This is a genomic window from Paenibacillus provencensis, from assembly GCF_042678545.1.
GTDB lineage: Bacteria > Bacillota > Bacilli > Paenibacillales > Paenibacillaceae > Paenibacillus > Paenibacillus provencensis.
In genome coordinates, this window is sequence record NZ_JBHTKX010000002.1 from 19,591 (window position 1) to 38,215 (window position 18,625).

The following is an 18,625-nucleotide window of genomic DNA, read 5'->3' on the forward strand; positions in this document are numbered from 1 at the left end:
GCGAATACGCAATGGCTTTCTGCGGGATGCGGGAGCCATTGCTTTTTTCATAGTATGGGCGAGTCTTTATACAAATGGTAAAGTAGGTGAACATCTTGATTAGTGATACTATAACTGCGATCTCCACTGCCGTTGGTGAAGCAGGGATTGCTGTGATTCGAGTAAGTGGACCGGATTCAATTACGGAAGTGGAGAAAATATTCAAAAGTAAAAAGCCACTCCATCTTGTGGATTCTCACACCGTTCATTATGGACATATTATAGAGCCAGACAGCAAGGAGCATATTGAAGAGGTGCTGGTCACTGTAATGAGAGCTCCGCGCTCTTTTACAACAGAAGATGTAGTCGAGATTAGTTCTCATGGTGGCGTTATTTCAGTTAAACGGATTATGGATTTGCTCCTTCAGATGAATATACGGGTCGCTGAGCCGGGTGAGTTCACGAAGAGGGCTTTTTTGAATGGCAGAATTGATCTGTCCCAAGCAGAAGGGGTTATGGACTTGATTCGTTCGAAGTCTGACCGGGCATTCTCTGTGGCATTGAAGCAGGTAGAGGGTTCACTGTCCTCCAAGATTAAAGCTTTGAGACACACACTGGTTGAGACGCTTGCTCATATCGAGGTGAACATTGATTATCCAGAGCATGATGTGGAGTCACTCACTTCTGAATTCATTAAAGAAAAATCCTCTTTTGTGATGAATGAGATCGCTAAGCTTTTAAAAACGGCAGAACAAGGAAAAATATTAAGAGAAGGCATTACGACAGCGATCGTAGGAAGACCGAACGTCGGAAAATCATCGCTGCTTAATACACTCGCCCAGGACAATCGTGCGATTGTGACCGATATTCCTGGAACAACCCGAGATGTCATTGAAGAGTTTGTTACGATTAATAATATTCCGCTCAAGCTACTGGATACTGCAGGTATTCGGGAGACGATGGATATTGTCGAGAAGATCGGGGTAGAACGTTCAAGGACAGCATTCAGTGAAGCAGACTTGATCTTAATGGTAGTAAATGCGAGCGAGCCGATTCATGATGATGAGATCGAATTGCTTGAACAAATCAAAGGCAGACAAGCCATTATCGTAATGAATAAGATCGATCTTCCTGCACAGGCCAATCGAGAGATTTTAGAGCGCTACGTAGATCCTGATCTCATTGTCCCGATGTCTGTGAAAGCCGAGGAAGGAATTGATGCGCTCGAAGCAGCGATTTCCCAGCTATTCTTCAGCGGCAGCCTTGAATCGGCTGATCTGACGTATGTGAGCAATGTGCGCCATATCTCCCTGTTGAAAAAGGCTAATCAATCTTTGCGTGATGCCTACGATGCAGCCGAGCAGTATATTCCGATTGATATGATTCAGATCGACGTACGAATGGCATGGGAGCATCTAGGAGAGATCGTGGGGGATACGGCACATGATGCTTTGATTGATCAGATCTTCTCTCAATTCTGTTTGGGTAAATAAACTATAAGCCGTTAGACGTTAGCTTACGATGCTACGATCCTTTTACACGAATGTAGTAACCTTCATCTTAACTTCAGCATGGGGATTCGTTATAATGGAGGATGGTGCTTGAGAAGGGCATCGATTTGCTTAAGTATTATGGTTATATCAATCGGATGAATAGTTTTCCGATTTTATTGTATAGATCCAAATTATAAGGAGGTAAGGACAATGGGATATGATGGCGGAACGTTTGATGTCATCGTCGTCGGTGCCGGTCACGCCGGTGTTGAATCAGCGCTGGCTGCTGCACGGATGGGTTGTAAGACGCTGATGGTGACTATCAATCTGGACATGATTGCATTCATGCCATGTAACCCGTCGATTGGCGGGCCTGCTAAAGGACATGTCGTTCGTGAGATTGATGCACTTGGCGGTGAGATGGGCCGCAATATTGACAAGACCTTTATTCAAATGCGGATGTTGAATACAGGTAAAGGACCTGCCGTTCATGCACTGCGGGCGCAAGCAGATAAATTCTCTTACCAGCATACGATGAAAGAGACGATGGAGAAGGAACCGAACCTGACGATGCGTCAAGGCATGGTGGATCGTCTGATCGTAGAGGATGGACAGTGCGTTGGTGTGATCACCCAGACAGGTACAGAATACCGGGCTAAATCGGTTGTTATTACAACAGGCACGTATTTGCGCGGCAAAGTGATTATGGGTGAGCTGATGTACGAGAGCGGTCCTAATAACCAGCAGCCTTCCATCAAGCTGTCGGATCATCTAAAGGAGCTGGGCTTTGAACTCGTTCGTTTCAAGACGGGAACTCCGCCTCGGGTGCATAAGGATACAATTGATTTTTCGAAGACAGAGATTCAGCCAGGCGATGAAGAGCCTAAATTCTTCTCATATGAGACTGAAGGATCGGATAATGAACAACTCCCATGCTGGCTGACGTATACGTCGACGGTGACCCATCAGATCATTAATGACAATCTTCACCGTGCTCCGATGTTTTCTGGTGTGATTGAGGGAACGGGACCAAGATATTGCCCATCCATTGAGGATAAGATTGTTCGCTTCAGCGATAAGCCGAAGCATCAAATCTTCCTTGAGCCGGAAGGCAAGAATACGAAGGAGTATTACGTTCAAGGTCTGTCCACCAGCTTACCAGAGGATGTTCAGCTTCAAGTTCTTCGTTCCATTCCTGGAATGGAAAATGTAGAAATGATGCGTAATGGTTATGCGATCGAATATGATGCCATGGTACCGACGCAGCTGCTTCCTTCTCTGGAAACGAAGCGTCTGCCCGGTCTATTCACAGCAGGTCAAATTAACGGTACATCCGGTTACGAAGAAGCGGCAGGACAAGGAATTATGGCAGGAATTAATGCGGCACGCAAAGCCCAAGGTAAAGAGGCGGTCGTGCTTGATCGTTCGCAGGGCTATATCGGTGTCCTTATCGATGATCTTGTAACGAAGGGGACGAATGAGCCATACCGTTTGCTTACTTCACGCGCCGAGTATCGTTTGCTGCTTCGCCATGATAATGCAGATCTGCGCCTCACACCATTAGGCAAAGAAATTGGCTTGATCTCGGAAGAGCGTTATGCGCGATTCCTGAATAAGAAGGAAAAAGTAGATCAAGAAATTGAACGTCTGCGCACAACGAGAATTCGCCCATCCGAAGTTAATGAACTGCTGGCAAGCCTCAATTCAGCGCCACTTCAAGATGGTACAACCTTGCTTACGCTTATGAGACGTCCTGAGATCACGTATAGCATTATTGAACAAATCTCTCCTGCACCTGATGAGCTGAACGCGGAAATGAAGGAGCAAGTAGAGATTCAGATTAAATATGCAGGCTACATTGAGAAGCAATTGATCCATGTAGAACGTCTTCAAAAAATGGAGAAGAAGAAAATTCCAGACTCCATCGATTACAGTGATATACACGGTCTAGCTATGGAAGCGAAACAGAAGCTCGATAAGATTCGCCCGATCTCCATTGGTCAAGCATCCCGTATTTCGGGCGTGACACCAGCCGATATATCGATCTTGCTCGTGTATTTGGAACATTACAATCGGGTAACTGCATCTAGGGGGTAACGATGGATCAAATACAGCATCAGCTGCAGGATCGTTTAGATTCGCATGGCATTTCTCTTACTGAGAAACAGTTGGAGCAATTTGAGCTTTATTTTAAAGAACTGGTATCTTGGAATGAAAAAATGAATTTGACAGGAATTACGGAGCGGGAGCAAGTCTATACGAAGCATTTTTATGACTCCGTTTCCCTTTCTTTTTATGTGGATATGAACAAGATTCATACCCTTGCAGATATAGGATCTGGAGCCGGATTTCCCGGTATTCCGTTGAAGATTTGTTATCCGCATTTGAAGCTTACGATTATTGATTCCTTGAATAAAAGAATTAACTTCCTTCAGCATATCGTAGATACCCTGGGGCTTACAGAAGTGGAGCTTATCCATGGTCGCGCAGAAGAGCTGGGAAGACGCACAGGATATCGGGATCACTATGATCTGGTTACGGCTCGAGCTGTCGCCCGATTGGCTGTACTGAATGAATTCTGCTTACCTTTTGTTCGAAAAGACGGTATCTTTGCCGCCATGAAGGGGAGCGATCCTACGGAAGAATTACAGGATGCTGAGTTTAGCCTGAAGGAGCTTAAGGCGAGGGTGATCGACACTCATGCTTTCCAGCTGCCGGTTGAAGAATCTGCAAGACATATTATTGTGATAGGTAAAACAAGCAATACACCGAAGAAGTATCCTCGGAAACCTGGAATGCCTCTGAAAATGCCGCTTGTTAAATAGTGAGAAAGAGAATGTTTCACGTGAAACATTCTCTTTTTTTATTGAGGACTGGACGTTTGTCATTAACGGGGCGATCAAGAAGGTCCATTTCAGTCCCTAGGAGACGATATACTCTCCTTACCTCGTGGGTGAACGGGATGCCTGACAAATGATTATGGCGAAGCAGCGTCCTTGCATGATGATAAATTAATGTGTAAAGGTGTTGAATGAGCTTATCCTCTTTGGATAATGGCACCTTTCTGGTTGACCCCTGAACTCTCACCCGACACCTCATTTGCTCCGAATAAACGCAAAGTGAATCGTTAAATGAATTTTCTTTTTTGCCTATAGAGATATCTGTTCCATCTTGTAGAACCTTCGAATGCCATCATTATCGAGTTCAAACGATGCCAAACAGAAAAAACAGAGGAAGTTAGTATGGCGATGCTTTGTTTTCATAGCTAATTTTCATAGAGGAAAAGAAAGAAATAAATCTATAGTTGAATAGGATTATCCGAGAAAAAGTGATAGAATACATAGTAGAATGAACGGGAGATCATGACATCTGTTTGATCTATGTAGTAGAGGATGTTAGAAATTCAATTGTGGTTCAATCTGATGGGATATCGTGATATTTATGTCGTATAAAGTGGAGCATCAACACCATTCCTACTGAAATTTACAACTTTACATAGTCAGGTGTAGCATGCTGCAATTCTTTGTATACCGAAGCGAAAGGTAAGACAGCGAAGTGTCCTTCAAGGCACTATTATGAAATTAGGTGGTAATATACGGAATGAAAGAACAATTTTCTAAGTTATTTGGTTTGACGGAACGCAGTAGCGGGGATGAAGTAAAGCAAATTCCGATTAACGAAATTGTCAGCAGCCCGTATCAGCCCCGTACGATTTTTGATGACGAGAAGATTGATGAGTTATGCCAGACGATCAAAACGCATGGTGTTATTCAGCCGATTGTAGTCCGTATTCGTAATTCCCAGTATGAAATAATTGCTGGTGAGAGACGCTGGCGTGCCGTGAAGAAGCTTGGAATGGAGCATATCCCAGCGATTGTACGAGAATTCAATGATTCTCAAGCGGCTTCCATTGCTCTCATTGAAAATCTGCAGCGCGAAGGGCTTACGGCCATAGAAGAAGCAGTAGCCTATCAGAAATTAATAGATTTACATCAGCTGACACAAGAGAGCCTTGCTCAGCGTCTTGGGAAAAGTCAGTCAACGATTGCGAACAAAATTAGACTCCTGCATCTTCCTGAGGAAGTGAAGAACGCACTGATGGTACGTAAAATTTCAGAACGACATGCCAGAGCGTTATTGTCACTCGATAATTTGGAGTTGCAGCTTAAATTGTTAGAGGAAATCATCAGCAAAGAGCTGAATGTTAAACAAACCGAAGCGAGAGTTGCTTTTTATAAGGAAGCGACAACCGTTAAGAAATCGAAACGTATCTCCTTTACGAAGGATGTACGTCTGGCATTGAATACGATTCGTCAGTCCATAGATATGGTGTCTGGCTCAGGCATGGATATTAAGACGAAGGAATCTGATCATGAAGATCATTACGAAATCGTGATTCAGATCCCTAAGCGCAAGTAATGTATAGTTCTCAAGCGGCAATTTAGCCGCTTTTTTAGATAGCAGAATTGAGGGGAAGGATTACTCATTTTGAGCATTGTCAGCAAATCATATCTTGAATGACGAGCGTATAAATGAAGGATCAAGGCTGCCGCTGCCTATCTGATAAATGTATCTCATACCCCAAGGAATGACTTCTATATTTGAGGTGAACGAAGTGTCGAAGATTATTGCCGTAGCAAACCAGAAGGGCGGAGTAGGGAAGACTACGACTTCCGTCAATTTGGGTGCGGGGATGGCCTCGTTAGGTAAACGAGTGCTACTCGTAGATATAGATCCCCAAGGGAATACAACCAGTGGGGTTGGTATTAACAAAGCAGATGTAGCCCATTGCATTTATGATGTACTTATTGAAGAGATTCATCCCAGAGAAGCCATTGTAGAGACAAATATTCAAGGCCTGCATATTATCCCTGCTACAATCCAGCTTGCAGGTGCAGAAATTGAACTAGTTTCAACGATATCCCGTGAAGTGCGACTCAAGAAATCACTGCAGCTCGTGAAGGACGAGTATGATTATATCCTCATTGATTGCCCTCCATCCTTGGGCATGCTCACCATTAATTCGTTAACAGCATCTGATTCCGTCATTATTCCTATTCAGTGCGAGTACTATGCCCTGGAGGGATTGAGTCAGCTGTTAAACACCATTCGGCTTGTACAAAAACATCTGAATACCTCACTGCAAATTGAAGGTGTGTTATTGACGATGTTCGATGCGCGTACTAATCTAGGTATACAAGTAATTGAAGAAGTGAAAAAGTATTTCCAACAGAAAGTGTATCAGACGATTATTCCAAGGAATGTACGTTTGAGTGAAGCTCCATCTCATGGTCAGTCCATCATTACTTATGACCCTCGATCAAGAGGTGCTGAAGTATATTTAGAGTTGGCAAAGGAAGTGATCTCATATGAGTAAGCGTTTGGGTAAAGGCTTGGATGCACTTATACCTTCGCTTTCGATTAACGAAGATGACAAGATTGTGGAAATACCACTGAGCCAGCTGCGAGCAAATCCCTACCAGCCTAGAAAATCGTTTGATGAAGATTCCATTCAAGAGTTAGCTGAATCGATTCGACAGCATGGTGTAATTCAACCCATCATCGTACGAAGTGTGCTGAAGGGGTATGAAATTATTGCAGGAGAACGTCGTTTTCGGGCATCCCAATTTTGTGGCAAATCTACCATTCCTGCGGTCGTAAGAAACTTCACGGAACAACAGGTGATGGAAATTGCCTTGATCGAAAATCTGCAAAGGGAGAATTTGAATGCAATGGAGGTCGCTGTTGCATATCAAGGACTGATGGATCAGTTTTCCCTCACGCAAGAAGAGCTTTCCATGAAGGTGGGCAAATCAAGATCCCATATCGCCAATTTCTTACGCCTGCTAGCGCTACCCGAGGAAGTGAAGGATCATGTTTCACGTGGAACATTATCCATGGGACATGCGAGAGCCATTGTTGGCATCAAGGAACAGAAGGTCGTCAAAGAGTTGGCAAAGCAATGCATTCAACAACAGTGGAGTGTACGTGAGTTAGAAGAAGCCGTGCAACAGTTGGATCGCAAAAATGAAGATCAAAAAGCGAAGATTAAACCGAAGAAGAGAGATCCTTATATTGAAAATGTAGAAGAAAGCCTGCGCAATCGATTCCAAACCACAGTGAAGATCAAGGCCAACAAAGACAAAGGCAAAATCGAGCTTAACTATTACAGCCAACAGGATCTGGAAAGATTACTAGAGCTGCTGCAATTGCAGTAGCTATTCAGACCAACGATTTGTAAACAGAATTTCAGGTTACTTGAAGCTGAATATGGATTCTCTGGTGCGATCAAAGGATAGGCAAGGTAATGAAGGGTGTTCGTATGAGATGACATATCGTCCTCTTACCGTAAAGGGAAGATGAGGTATGTCATTTGTTGTGTTTAGGGAGGGCTGACATATGAAGGGGAACAGAGAAGACATCATCTATTTAGACCATGCTGCGACGTCTTGGCCGAAACCGGAATCGGTGAGGGAAGCCATGCTGCAGGCGATGGAGATGGCAGGAGCCAACCCAGGCAGGGGAAGCCATTATATGGCTGTACAAGCCAGCAGGGTATTATTTAATACAAGAAGAAAGCTGGCAGAGCTGTTCAATATTCATAACCCGAATGATATTGTGTATGCTTTTAACACAACACTCGCATTAAACATGGCGATCAAAGGAATCGTGGATTCGGGTGATCATATTATCACCACCATGATGGAGCATAATTCTGTCCGAAGACCGATTGAGTATTTGAGACAGCACAAGCAGGTGGAGGTGGATTATCTCCCCCTTGATGATCATGGACAAATCTCCATTTCAATGTTAGAACAGACGATTCGAAATCATACCAAGCTTATCGTTGTATCTCATAGCTCAAATCTATTAGGGAGCATTCAGCCTCTTGAAGAGATAGGACGGATTGCAAAAGAACATCAGGTTCACTTTCTCGTTGACGCCGCGCAAAGCGCTGGTGTTCTGGGTATTGATGTTAGACGAATGGGAATAGACATGCTGGCCTTTCCAGGTCATAAAGGATTGTTAGGACCGCAAGGTACCGGAGGGCTGTACATTCATCCCTCTATCGATTTAGAACCCCTGGTCCACGGTGGAACGGGAAGTCAATCAGAAGCGATCGATCAGCCAACCGTAAGGCCGGATCGTTATGAATCGGGGACACCCAATACGATAGGTATTGCCGGATTAGGCGCAGGTGTAGACTATGTACTGAAGATGACAACAGAGCAAATATATTCTCATGAATGGAAACTGACGCAGCTGCTGATGGAGGGCCTGGCCCAAATACCAGGCATTCAAATACTCGGTCCAAGCCTGGGAGAACCGAGAAGTGGACTTGTGGCTTTTTATAGCGAAAAGCTAGACTCTGCAGAGCTGGCCTTTAAATTAGATAGGAAATTCGGAATTGCGGTTCGCGCGGGGTATCATTGCACTCCACTCGCCCATGAAAGCGCAGGTACAGCGAAGCAAGGTGCAGTGAGAGCTAGTTTTGGTGTAAACTCTAATGAGAGAGAAGTAGTCACCTTGCTTGCTGCAGTTCGTGAGCTTGTGGATGAGGATTTGGCATAAATCCCAAAAAGAACAACGTGAAGACGTTAGGAGTAGGAGCAATAAATGACAGAGATTAATGAGCTGATTCTGGAACAACTGCCTTTGATTGTGTTTGGGATTGTATTGGTAATGATTATTTTATTGATCATGTTGATGGTTCAGACCGCAAAAGTCAGTAAACTGCGAAAAAACTACAACAAATTTATGTCCAGTACGGGTGTGGAAGATTTAGAGTCTTTACTACTGAATTTGAAGGTACAAATGGATGCCATTGAGGACGAGCAAGGTGAGAACAGAGATAGGGTAGCCAGAATGAATAAAAAACTTGATAGAATCCAAGGAAAAATGGGTATTAAACGGTATAATGCTTATGGTGACCGTGGAGCAGATCTCAGCTTCTCCATTGCCATGTTGAACGAGAAAGAGGATGGACTTGTCCTAACCGGACTCTACAATAGAGATGGTTCATACGTATATGCCAAGCCCCTTCAAGGGGGAGAGTCCACATACACGCTCTCAAACGAAGAGAAGGAAGCCATTATTCTTGCACGGCAAGCAGAGTAGAGCGATTATGCCATTCTACAAGCGCAGCATATAGGCTATTTGCAATAATGTTGGACATCCGGACAACAAGACTTAGCCGAGTGTTTTGCAGAACAAAATATTCCATAAAGCCGCCGACATTGACGATTCCTGTTAAGTGGATATCGCCTACCGGCGGCAGTTCTTTATTTACACCAGCTCCAGGTTTAAGGGGACCTGAAGCGACCTGGATGCATCCCACACTGGAGGCTTGCCCTAAACAGGCATCAATCCCGATAATGTATGGATCTCTGTGCTTGCTGTAAATCATGGTGAGTGTATCTTGGAGATTCATGGCGTGAACCGGATCTTCAAGCGTCCCATAGAGATGGAAGAATGGGCTGTTATGCTCGGATAGTGCTGTTCCAACAAGTGGGCCCAGGCAGTCGCCTGTAGATCGGTCGGTGCCAATGCATACGATAACAACCTCTTTGTGATTAGGTGCCTCAAACAGGTGGAATAATAAACGATGAATAATAGCTGAATGTACTCCCGGATCGGTATGCTGCAGCTTTAAACCAGGCATGTCCTGCAAATTTATCGCTTTTGGAATCCGATTCATAGCGCACTATCTTCCTTTCGTGCTTGGATTAGTAGTAAATAGTATATGGAAGAAGCTTGGTTTTTATACTTGGGGCATTTTCGTATTCATAGACTGGAGGTATAGGATGGAGTTGTGGCTTACCATCTCATTTGATTCAACGCAGCAGGCTCTTCGCGCAGAAATGCTGCTCGAATATGCAGGAATTGAAATTGACACCTATCCTACCCCGAAACAAATAACGGCAGGCTGCGCACTGTCCATCCAGTTTCCAGCGGAAGAATTAAGACATGTTAATCAAATCATCGTGAGTGAAAAAGTAGAGATTCGCGGCATCTATGAAAAGAAAGGTGCTGAATATATACAAGTGGAATGGTGTGAACACGAAGGGGAGGAGTATTAATGTGGTTTGAAGCATCAGGAGCTGCTCCTGAAACCGAAACAAATGAAACACCGGAGGAGACTTCTGGAACAGAAGGCGCTGCACCAAATGAAGGAAGTACAGATACAGGAGGAACTGCTTCGGATCCTGCAACTACTCCCGATGAGGGAACACTCACTGAAAATGTAGGGGAAGCTGTTCAAGGATCAGTTGATGAAGCCAAACGCTTAAGTGATGTTTTTTGGGACTGGCTCACGGATACAAATATGTGGATTCATTACGCAGGAATCGCGCTGCAGATTATAATTGTATTTATACTTACGCGAATCGCGATTAAGGTACTTCATAATGTCATTGATCGGTCGCTGTTGAATCGTCAGTCAGAGAGAAGAATCAGAATCAATAAGAGACGTGTAAACACGGTAGGGGAGCTGCTAAAAAATGTGGTCTCTATCGTATGTAACTTCATTCTTGTACTGCTCATTCTATCTCAAATGGGAGTGAATCTTGGACCAGTGCTGGCCAGCGCCGGAGTACTCGGGTTAGCCATCGGTTTTGGTGCGCAAAGCTTAGTCAAAGACATTATAACCGGATTTTTCATTATATTAGAGGATCAGTTCGCGGTAGGCGACGTTGTTCAATCAGGAACGCTGAAGGGGACAGTTGAGGTCATTGGTCTTCGAACAACGAAGATCGTTAGTTTTACAGGAGAAGTGCATATTATCCCTAATGGTACCATTACGACGGTAACTAACTTCTCAATGGCCAATTCCCGGGCGGTTGTGGATATACCAATGAAGGGCGAAGAGCAGCTAGGTGAGAGCATGAGAATGGTTAAGGAAGCGGTCCAGAATCTCCCTGAGCGTAACAGCAACGTCCTAATGGTGCCGGAGGTCGTTGGCATACAATCCATGACAACCGCTGAATATGTGATTCGAGTAGTGGCAGAATGTCTGCCCAATGCCAATCATGAAGTTGAACGTTTAATAAAAATGGATGTAAAAGAAGCGCTGGAATATAAGGAGAGCGTGAGGCTTGCTGAACTGGAAGCCGCCGCAGCCAATGAAGAGAATACGGGGGATGGTTCGAATGGAGCGTAAAGTGTTTAATCTGGGGGACATCGTTCAGATGAAAAAGCCTCATCCTTGCGGAAGCAATGAGATGGAAATTATCCGCATGGGGATGGATATTCGAATTAAGTGTGTAGGCTGCAAACATAGTGTACTTGTACCACGCCCAAAGTTTGAAAAGAACTTTAAGAAAGTACTCCGCTCAGCTGAGGATCCGCAAGGACAAGAATAGCAAACGATACTTGCCAAGGGACAAGGAAAAGTGTATAATATAAAATACTGCGGAAAGGTACCCAAGAGGTTATAAGGGGACTGACTCGAAATCAGTTAGGCGCCTCGCGGCGTGCGAGGGTTCGAATCCCTCTCTTTCCGCCATACCATTTAACTGTTATATATATAGAGATTAGGCCCTGCATTTTATGCGGGGTCTTTTGTCGTTATGGAAGCGAGCGTTATGCTTAAGAAATGTTTAAGATCGCAACCAAAAAAGGACCCTTTCGGGCCCTTTATGGGGGGCAGTGCATTTTTTTAAAGAAAACATCTTTTACGACAGCTTCAGTTAGAAGCTCGGTGTACTGCTACGCAATACCAGTGCATCTGAATCCATCATTACTTCATCAATTGCACATTACCTTCCGCTTCTATCGCCACGTTAAAGACCCTCCTTCAAATGAATAGTCCGGCTCTGTCTTCAAATCATCCAACGGAACCACACCTCTCTGTGAAGCACTGCCTTGATTGTATTATATCCGTATCAACGAAATATAATCTGGATTACAATTAGTAAAGTTTGGGTTGGTTAATGTTCAGCATATTATAAACATAAAAAATCGGATTGCCTTGTTACTCAGCTGTTTAGTGAACTCGGGCTTTGGTCAGCTTCTTCCATTTCCGATTATGGTTCGATGTTTCAGGGAAAGCCTCCCCTTTTTTAAGCTTGATCCGCTTGGGATCGTTGATCTCGGTATGGAAGCTTCTTTCACCGATCTCCGTGTATTCTCCATCATTAGGAGCTTTATCCCCTGGTTCAAATTCGGTTTTTTCACCCATTTGAATTTCCTCCTTCATTGTTCTGATCAAAAATATGTGCCACATTGGCTATTGTGCGCAGTCTCTCGTATGTTCATGTCTGATCATCATTGGTAAAACAGAACATGTGCTTGCACTCAATTAATGAAAATGGTATAATGATATGGTGCGAGTTTAATCTCGTTCCTTGCTCTTAAGCGATGACTTGAGGGCCTTAAGTCCATAAGGAGGTGCTAATATGCGCAAATACGAAGTGATGTACATTATTCGTCCTGACATTGAACAAGAAGCTGTTCAAGCTGCAGTCGAAAAATTCCAAGGCATCATCTCCAACGGCGGTGGTGAAATTACAAAACACGACGTAATGGGTAAACGCCGTCTTGCGTATGAGATCAAGAAATTCCGTGATGGTCATTATGTGTTGGTTAACTTCAACGCTGAGCCAGCTGTCGTTTCTGAAATGGAACGTATCATGAAAATTTCTGACGAAGTAATTCGTTATCTCATTACGAACGACGTTGTTGCTTAATTCGTTTCAAGTGATTTTGTAAGAACTACGCTCAGAAGGAGGGGATTAGATTGTTAAACCGAGTCATTCTGATCGGCCGGTTAACTCGTGACCCAGAATTGCGATACACGCCTGCAGGGGTAGCCGTAACGCAGTTTACAATTGCTGTAGACCGTCCGTTTACAAGCCAAGGCGGGGAAAGAGAAGCTGATTTTATACCGGTCGTTACCTGGAGACAGCTAGCGGAGACTTGCGCAAACTATTTGCGTAAAGGCCGTTTGACAGCCGTCGAGGGGCGCATCCAAGTAAGAAACTACGAGAATAACGAAGGAAAGCGTGTATACGTAACTGAAGTTATTGCAGATAACGTTCGCTTCTTGGAATCCAACCGTGATGGCGGAAACGCGAATAACGGTGGTGGTATGCGTGAAGAGCCTTCTTATGGAGGCGGCGGCCGCGGGAATAATAGCAATAACAATTTCTCACGGAACAATCAGGATCCTTTTTCCGATGACGGAAAACCGATTGATATTTCGGATGATGATTTGCCATTTTAATTAGGAAGGACTGAATAGCATGAGCTTCAAACAAAGAGAAGGCGGAGACAACGATAAAAGACCGGCTCGCCGCGGCGGCCGTAACAAACGTCGTAAAGTGTGCTTCTTCACTGTTAACAAAATTACTCACATTGACTATAAAGATACGGATCTGCTTCGTAAATTTATCAGTGAGCGCGGAAAAATTTTGCCACGTCGTGTAACAGGCACAAGCGCAAAATACCAACGCATGTTGACGATTGCAATCAAACGCTCCCGTCAAATCGCATTGCTTCCGTACACAACTGAATAGTTAACGATTCAGTGAAGGGGAAGGACAGTCTGCTACTTAGCAGGCTGTCCTTTTTTTTGTAGGGTTGTTCCTTGAATGGTAGAACGAATATAATAGAATACATAGATTGTCTAGATAATTGTGATGGTAGAATGTTGGATTCGAACAGATATCTAGTGGGAAAGTAGTAGTCAGAAGTGATTCAAGAAGACGTATATATGTAAAAGCTTGAGGAGTGAATATGAACAAACAGCGGCAGTACAAACAGAAGCGAAGATCAAGCGGACCCATTGTTTTTGTTTTTCTAGTATTGGGTCTTGTCTATTATATGTCTCAAACGGAATCATTTAATATAGATTGGGGAAGTCCTACTCATCTGTTTGAAGCGGAGGAACCCAAGCAGGTAACCGAACTCCATCCGGAAGTGGCAGCGAAGAAATCTCAGCTAGTGGAGTTAGCGAAGCAAAAAGGCATACAAGTTATGATTACAGAAGGTCACCGCAGCGAAGAGAGGCAAAATGAGCTGTATGAGCAAGGACGATCGACGGAAGGACAGATTGTCACCTCTGCAAGGGGAGGAGAATCTTATCATAACTATGGACTTGCGATTGATTTTGCGATTCGGGTATCTGAAGACAAAGTGATATGGGACTTGGAGTATGATGGGAACAATAATGGTGAATCTGATTGGATGGAAGTGGTCACCATAGCCAAAAGTCTTGGATTTGAGTGGGGCGGAGACTGGGTCAATTTCCCTGATTATCCGCATCTTCAGTATGATTTTGGCTATAGTATTGCTGAACTACAACGCGGGAAGAGACCACCAGGATATGAGCTCGAACCAGAAGATCTGGAAGCAAGTGAATAACATAGCAGTCAGCCATTTTACGGTTTCATGTGATAGGGAAGAAGTAAATAATCTTAGGAGAAGTAAGCTCTGCATATAGGCAGAGCTTACTTTTTTCGTAGAATGTTATGAATATATAGCAACCCCAATCATTTTTTGATTTATTCACAAGATTCATCATTTTTGACTTGAAATTAATAAAGATAATTGTATAATAGGAAAAAAGTTCTATTATAATCTACAAATATAATAGAAGTATAAAGCACCTGTTAATTTAAGTTGAAGGAACAGAACCACGCTTATCTATAGCATAATTCCACTTTCTACCTCATTTACAGAATCATCATAGCAGACATACTCAAATCTACAAAGTTATATATATGTCATATTACATTACACAATAATTTTAAATTTAGCTATAATCAATTAATAAACGTAAACTATATGTCAAGTTTTATCTAAAAACCAGATGTTTTACGGAGAAAATTCGCCTCACAATCTAGATGTTTAGATCTATAAAAACAGGCCTATATACCCCGTCACGAAACATTTAAACTACATTTTTAATAAAAGTATGAAAAAATTATTGACGTTAGTAATATTTACACGTATTATTACAATAACTTATTCGGAATTGAAAATGTAGGTCTGTCTTACATTTATTGACCTTTGGTATAAAAATTCCTACATTTTTCACATTTCGACCTCATAGACTTAGCAATAAGCTGTAAGACCATCGAATGATCATTTTAGCTCCATTCCACAACTAGAGAAGTCCGCATCTTATGAGACTTGCCATCATAAATTAAACATTATTCACTATACACTTCGCTCTAACATTATACAAACTAGCATTTTCGCTCTATTTCTTTCATCACACAACAGTGCATCATGATTAAATGTACTCACCTCTGTAATTATTCATGGATAAATATTCATACATAATTATCCTGATAATTTATAAGCAAGAAGCATTATAGAATTTTACGAGGAGGATTTTCATGAGAAAGAGATTTTCGCTAATGCTTGTGATCATGCTCATGCTGGTAACTGTGCTGGCAGCATGCTCCGGCGGATCAACAGCTGAAGAACCAGCGACGGGGGAAACACCTGCAGAAACAACGGAACCGGCAGAGACAACAGAAGAGCCGGCAGAAGAACCAGCAGCAGAAGATGCTACGCAAAACGATGGTCTGTTTGAAGCGACAGACATGTCCGCGAATCCAGGGACAGCAACAAGCCGTACTGACACTCTGATTGTAGGGATTACATCTCCTGCAGGTATTTTTAATCCTATCTTTGCAAGTACAACCTACGATATTTGGGTAAATGATCTTATTTTTGAATCCTTCCAAGGTATCAATGCTGATGGAACCTACTCTCCTCGACTTGCAGAAAGCATCGAGGTTAGCGAAGACGGTTTGCAATATACCTTCAAGCTGAAGCCGGATCTGAAATACACGAACGGTTCTCCAGTAACCGTAAACGACTATTACTTGGCTCTTAAAATGTACCATGACAGCAGCTATGATGGTCAATCCGATCCACTTTCTTGGAAAATTAAAGGTGGACAGGAGTATTATGATGGTACAGCCGATGAAATTTCGGGTGTAACCATTGTTGATGATCATACTGTCGAAGTTGAAGTTACGGAAGCAACAGCTTTGACACAAGTATACTTGGCAGGAGTTCCGTTCATCCCTTCTGATTACTATGGTGAACCTTATACCCAAGGCAACCTGGATGGGGTTAAAGCACTGAATGACAAGCCAATTGGCTCCGGTCAATATGTAATGAAATCCTTTGCGCCAGGCCAAGAAGTTGTATTTGAAGCAAACCCAGATTATCACCTGGGAGCTCCAAAAATTAAAAATGTAATTTACAAAACGACTACGGACGAAACAAGACTTGCAATGCTGGAGTCCGGTGAAATTGATATGGATATGCTCACAGTAGATGAAGATAATGTTGAAATGGCTCAGCTCCTTGGATTCTTGGATCTGAATATCTTCCCTACTAACGGATATGGATATATCGGTATGAATCATACAAGTCCGAAATTCTCGGATGTAAAAGTCCGTCAAGCATTGGTATATGGCCTCAACCGTGCTGAGATTGTAGAAGCGGTATATGGTAAATTTGCCGATGTTATCAATATTCCACAATCCAAGCAATCTTGGGCTTACACAGAAGAGGGAATTGAAGCCTATGCGTTTGACACGGAAAAGGCAAAATCACTTCTAGATGAAGCAGGATGGACTGTAGGATCTGATGGTATCCGCGAGAAAGACGGTGAGAAATTCACAATCGATTTCTCTGCTACAGCGGATAACGTCGTAGTAGATGCACTTCTTCCAATTCTAACTGCAAACTATGAAGAGCTTGGCATTGAAGTGGTAGCTGAAGTGCTTGATTTCAACGCTATCACTGAAAAAGCACAAGCAGGCAACTTCGAGATGTTCTTCATGGCATGGGGCTTGACTCCAGATCCTGATACAACCGTATATACTACGGATGGTGCACAGAACCGTCTTGGTTACTCTCACCCAGCTTATGACGAGCTGGCTGCACAAGGTAAGGCAGAACTTGATCTCGAGAAACGTAAAGAAATTTACGCTAAGGCATATCAAGAGCTTAATGCAACAATTCCGGATATCTTGATGTACCAAAGACGTGACGGCTGGGCAATCAATGGCCGCATCAACGGACTAGAAATTACACCTTACAAAGACTTTACTATTGATCTGTACAAAGCCGAAATCGGAGAATAATTAAATCAGCATGATGATAAGCTCAGCTCTGGCAAGGGCTGGGCTTATCTACTTTTCTAACCGGGAGGAATATTATGAAGCAGTACATTATCCGGAGGCTGCTGCAAATGATTCCGACGATGATCGGAATCACCATTATCTTGTTTGCCATAACAGCATTGGTGCCTGGAGACTTTATCACATCACAGCAAAATCCGCAGATGACGGAAGAAAGAGCGGCTCAGCTGCGAGCAATATATGGTCTGGATAAACCCCCTGTAGAACGGTATTTCACATGGGTAGGTAATATGATTACAGGTAACATGGGTGAATCGCTTCAGCATAAGCGGGCTGTTACTGATGTTATCGGAGATTATGTGTGGAATTCCTTTATTATTGCATTCTTTAGTATGATCTTAAGCTGGATTATTGCCGTATTTACCGGTGTATTCTCTGCGAAATTTCAATATTCATTCTTTGACAAGATCGTAACTTTGTTCGTGTTCCTATGTATGTCGCTTCCTTCCTTCTTCATTGGACTCGTATTAATTAAGTTTCTTTCTGTTGATCTGGGGTGGTTCCCTGTAGGGGGAATGAGTTCAGCTGGAGCGTCTAATATGTCAATTTGGGCATATTTTTTAGATGTTCTAAATCATAGCTTCCTGCCAATACTCGTGTTGACAATGCTGAGTACAGGAACGCTGACTCGATATTTCAGAACAAGCATGCTGGAGGTTATTCGGCAGGACTATGTTCGTACGGCCCGTGCTAAAGGCCTGAAAGAGAGAACCGTTATCTTCAAGCATGCGCTTCGTAATGCCATGCTTCCTGCCATTACATTAATGGGATTTGAACTTCCGAGCTTATTTGGAGGAGCCATTATCCTTGAAAAAATATTCGTATGGCCTGGTGTTGGACAAGTGTATATGGAGTCAATAAGCATGCGGGATTATCCATTTATGCTTGGTTTCACAGTCTTCATCTCGGCACTAACCTTAATAGGTACACTGCTGTCGGATGTGCTCTATGGAACTGCAGATCCTAGAATAAGGTTAAAGTAGG

The 18,625-nt window shown here is 43.2% G+C and carries 19 protein-coding genes and 1 tRNA gene; 18 read left to right on the plus strand and 2 right to left on the minus strand.

Annotated elements, in window-relative coordinates; genetic code table 11:
- Positions 1 to 95 precede the first annotated feature (95 nt).
- From mnmE to ACFQ3J_RS16345, 8 genes are all read left to right on the plus strand, one after another.
- Positions 96 to 1,472, plus strand: coding sequence for a tRNA uridine-5-carboxymethylaminomethyl(34) synthesis GTPase MnmE (mnmE, locus tag ACFQ3J_RS16310; RefSeq protein ID WP_251583165.1), 1,377 nt, complete (start codon positions 96 to 98; stop codon positions 1,470 to 1,472).
- Between the two features lie 210 nt (positions 1,473 to 1,682).
- Complete coding sequence (mnmG, locus tag ACFQ3J_RS16315) at positions 1,683 to 3,569, plus strand: tRNA uridine-5-carboxymethylaminomethyl(34) synthesis enzyme MnmG (protein ID WP_091159846.1); 1,887 nt, start codon at positions 1,683 to 1,685, stop codon at positions 3,567 to 3,569.
- A gap of 2 nt (positions 3,570 to 3,571) precedes the next feature.
- Positions 3,572 to 4,297 carry a 16S rRNA (guanine(527)-N(7))-methyltransferase RsmG gene (gene rsmG / locus ACFQ3J_RS16320; RefSeq protein WP_251583162.1) on the plus strand — a complete coding sequence of 242 codons (726 nt, stop codon included), beginning with the start codon at positions 3,572 to 3,574 and terminating at the stop codon, positions 4,295 to 4,297.
- A 775-nt stretch (positions 4,298 to 5,072) separates the two neighbouring features.
- Complete coding sequence (noc, locus tag ACFQ3J_RS16325) at positions 5,073 to 5,891, plus strand: nucleoid occlusion protein (protein WP_251583160.1); 819 nt, start codon at positions 5,073 to 5,075, stop codon at positions 5,889 to 5,891.
- 196 nt (positions 5,892 to 6,087) lie between these two features.
- Positions 6,088 to 6,849, plus strand: coding sequence for a ParA family protein (locus tag ACFQ3J_RS16330; RefSeq protein WP_251583158.1), 762 nt, complete (start codon positions 6,088 to 6,090; stop codon positions 6,847 to 6,849).
- A complete protein-coding gene (locus tag ACFQ3J_RS16335; protein WP_091159852.1) occupies positions 6,842 to 7,690 on the plus strand; it encodes a ParB/RepB/Spo0J family partition protein in 849 nt (282 codons plus the stop codon). Before ACFQ3J_RS16330 ends, ACFQ3J_RS16335 begins: the two co-directional genes overlap by 8 nt.
- Before the next feature lie 181 nt (positions 7,691 to 7,871).
- A complete protein-coding gene (locus ACFQ3J_RS16340) occupies positions 7,872 to 9,044 on the plus strand; it encodes an aminotransferase class V-fold PLP-dependent enzyme (protein ID WP_251583156.1) in 1,173 nt (390 codons plus the stop codon).
- Between the two features lie 45 nt (positions 9,045 to 9,089).
- Complete coding sequence (locus ACFQ3J_RS16345) at positions 9,090 to 9,590, plus strand: DUF4446 family protein (protein ID WP_091159855.1); 501 nt, start codon at positions 9,090 to 9,092, stop codon at positions 9,588 to 9,590.
- Here ACFQ3J_RS16345 and yyaC read toward each other — a convergent pair.
- Positions 9,565 to 10,170 (minus strand): spore protease YyaC, encoded by a 606-nt coding sequence (yyaC, locus tag ACFQ3J_RS16350; protein ID WP_251583154.1) that lies wholly within the window; start codon positions 10,168 to 10,170, stop codon positions 9,565 to 9,567. The genes ACFQ3J_RS16345 and yyaC overlap by 26 nt on opposite strands.
- Positions 10,171 to 10,276: 106 nt before the next feature.
- On the opposite strand from yyaC, the gene ACFQ3J_RS16355 reads away from it, so the two are divergent.
- The 4 genes from ACFQ3J_RS16355 (at position 10,277) to ACFQ3J_RS16370 (ending at position 11,976) form a co-directional block, all read left to right on the plus strand.
- Positions 10,277 to 10,552: a DUF3343 domain-containing protein gene (locus ACFQ3J_RS16355; RefSeq protein WP_091159858.1), complete on the plus strand. Its 276-nt coding sequence runs from the start codon at positions 10,277 to 10,279 to the stop codon at positions 10,550 to 10,552.
- A complete protein-coding gene (locus ACFQ3J_RS16360) occupies positions 10,552 to 11,631 on the plus strand; it encodes a mechanosensitive ion channel family protein (RefSeq protein WP_251583152.1) in 1,080 nt (359 codons plus the stop codon). Before ACFQ3J_RS16355 ends, ACFQ3J_RS16360 begins: the two co-directional genes overlap by 1 nt.
- On the plus strand, positions 11,621 to 11,833 hold the full coding sequence (locus tag ACFQ3J_RS16365; protein ID WP_251583150.1) for a DUF951 domain-containing protein: 213 nt from the start codon (positions 11,621 to 11,623) through the stop codon (positions 11,831 to 11,833). The genes ACFQ3J_RS16360 and ACFQ3J_RS16365 overlap by 11 nt, the downstream gene beginning before the upstream one ends.
- Before the next feature lie 51 nt (positions 11,834 to 11,884).
- Positions 11,885 to 11,976: transfer RNA gene (locus tag ACFQ3J_RS16370), tRNA-Ser, on the plus strand.
- A 480-nt stretch (positions 11,977 to 12,456) separates the two neighbouring features.
- Here ACFQ3J_RS16370 and ACFQ3J_RS16375 read toward each other — a convergent pair.
- On the minus strand, positions 12,457 to 12,651 hold the full coding sequence (locus ACFQ3J_RS16375) for a YjzC family protein (RefSeq protein ID WP_091159896.1): 195 nt from the start codon (positions 12,649 to 12,651) through the stop codon (positions 12,457 to 12,459).
- Between the two features lie 217 nt (positions 12,652 to 12,868).
- On the opposite strand from ACFQ3J_RS16375, the gene rpsF reads away from it, so the two are divergent.
- The 6 genes from rpsF (at position 12,869) to ACFQ3J_RS16405 (ending at position 18,624) form a co-directional block, all read left to right on the plus strand.
- Positions 12,869 to 13,159: a 30S ribosomal protein S6 gene (gene rpsF / locus ACFQ3J_RS16380; protein WP_091159897.1), complete on the plus strand. Its 291-nt coding sequence runs from the start codon at positions 12,869 to 12,871 to the stop codon at positions 13,157 to 13,159.
- Positions 13,160 to 13,209: 50 nt separating this feature from the next.
- Positions 13,210 to 13,695 (plus strand): single-stranded DNA-binding protein, encoded by a 486-nt coding sequence (ssb, locus tag ACFQ3J_RS16385; RefSeq protein ID WP_091159899.1) that lies wholly within the window; start codon positions 13,210 to 13,212, stop codon positions 13,693 to 13,695.
- Between the two features lie 19 nt (positions 13,696 to 13,714).
- Positions 13,715 to 13,987 (plus strand): 30S ribosomal protein S18, encoded by a 273-nt coding sequence (gene rpsR / locus ACFQ3J_RS16390; protein ID WP_091159900.1) that lies wholly within the window; start codon positions 13,715 to 13,717, stop codon positions 13,985 to 13,987.
- Between the two features lie 220 nt (positions 13,988 to 14,207).
- Positions 14,208 to 14,834 carry a M15 family metallopeptidase gene (locus ACFQ3J_RS16395; RefSeq protein WP_091159901.1) on the plus strand — a complete coding sequence of 209 codons (627 nt, stop codon included), beginning with the start codon at positions 14,208 to 14,210 and terminating at the stop codon, positions 14,832 to 14,834.
- A gap of 980 nt (positions 14,835 to 15,814) precedes the next feature.
- Positions 15,815 to 17,584: an ABC transporter substrate-binding protein gene (locus tag ACFQ3J_RS16400; protein ID WP_251583147.1), complete on the plus strand. Its 1,770-nt coding sequence runs from the start codon at positions 15,815 to 15,817 to the stop codon at positions 17,582 to 17,584.
- A 74-nt stretch (positions 17,585 to 17,658) separates the two neighbouring features.
- Positions 17,659 to 18,624, plus strand: coding sequence for an ABC transporter permease (locus ACFQ3J_RS16405; protein ID WP_091159904.1), 966 nt, complete (start codon positions 17,659 to 17,661; stop codon positions 18,622 to 18,624).
- Position 18,625 lies beyond the last annotated feature (1 nt).

Excerpts from the sequence above, each read along its gene's own strand:
- ACFQ3J_RS16365 (WP_251583150.1), top strand. The coding sequence starts at position 11,621 with ATGGAGCGTAAAGTGTTTAATCTGGGGGACATCGTTCAGATGAAAAAG.
- rpsF (WP_091159897.1), top strand. The coding sequence starts at position 12,869 with ATGCGCAAATACGAAGTGATGTACATTATTCGTCCTGACATTGAACAA.
- yyaC (WP_251583154.1), bottom strand. The coding sequence starts at position 10,170 with ATGAATCGGATTCCAAAAGCGATAAATTTGCAGGACATGCCTGGTTTA.
- ACFQ3J_RS16405 (WP_091159904.1), top strand. The coding sequence starts at position 17,659 with ATGAAGCAGTACATTATCCGGAGGCTGCTGCAAATGATTCCGACGATG.
- rsmG (WP_251583162.1), top strand. The coding sequence starts at position 3,572 with ATGGATCAAATACAGCATCAGCTGCAGGATCGTTTAGATTCGCATGGC.
- ACFQ3J_RS16340 (WP_251583156.1), top strand. The coding sequence starts at position 7,872 with ATGAAGGGGAACAGAGAAGACATCATCTATTTAGACCATGCTGCGACG.
- ACFQ3J_RS16335 (WP_091159852.1), top strand. The coding sequence starts at position 6,842 with ATGAGTAAGCGTTTGGGTAAAGGCTTGGATGCACTTATACCTTCGCTT.
- ACFQ3J_RS16355 (WP_091159858.1), top strand. The coding sequence starts at position 10,277 with ATGGAGTTGTGGCTTACCATCTCATTTGATTCAACGCAGCAGGCTCTT.
- noc (WP_251583160.1), top strand. The coding sequence starts at position 5,073 with ATGAAAGAACAATTTTCTAAGTTATTTGGTTTGACGGAACGCAGTAGC.
- ACFQ3J_RS16360 (WP_251583152.1), top strand. The coding sequence starts at position 10,552 with ATGTGGTTTGAAGCATCAGGAGCTGCTCCTGAAACCGAAACAAATGAA.
- mnmG (WP_091159846.1), top strand. The coding sequence starts at position 1,683 with ATGGGATATGATGGCGGAACGTTTGATGTCATCGTCGTCGGTGCCGGT.
- ACFQ3J_RS16375 (WP_091159896.1), bottom strand. The coding sequence starts at position 12,651 with ATGGGTGAAAAAACCGAATTTGAACCAGGGGATAAAGCTCCTAATGAT.
- rpsR (WP_091159900.1), top strand. The coding sequence starts at position 13,715 with ATGAGCTTCAAACAAAGAGAAGGCGGAGACAACGATAAAAGACCGGCT.
- ACFQ3J_RS16395 (WP_091159901.1), top strand. The coding sequence starts at position 14,208 with ATGAACAAACAGCGGCAGTACAAACAGAAGCGAAGATCAAGCGGACCC.
- ACFQ3J_RS16400 (WP_251583147.1), top strand. The coding sequence starts at position 15,815 with ATGAGAAAGAGATTTTCGCTAATGCTTGTGATCATGCTCATGCTGGTA.
- ACFQ3J_RS16345 (WP_091159855.1), top strand. The coding sequence starts at position 9,090 with ATGACAGAGATTAATGAGCTGATTCTGGAACAACTGCCTTTGATTGTG.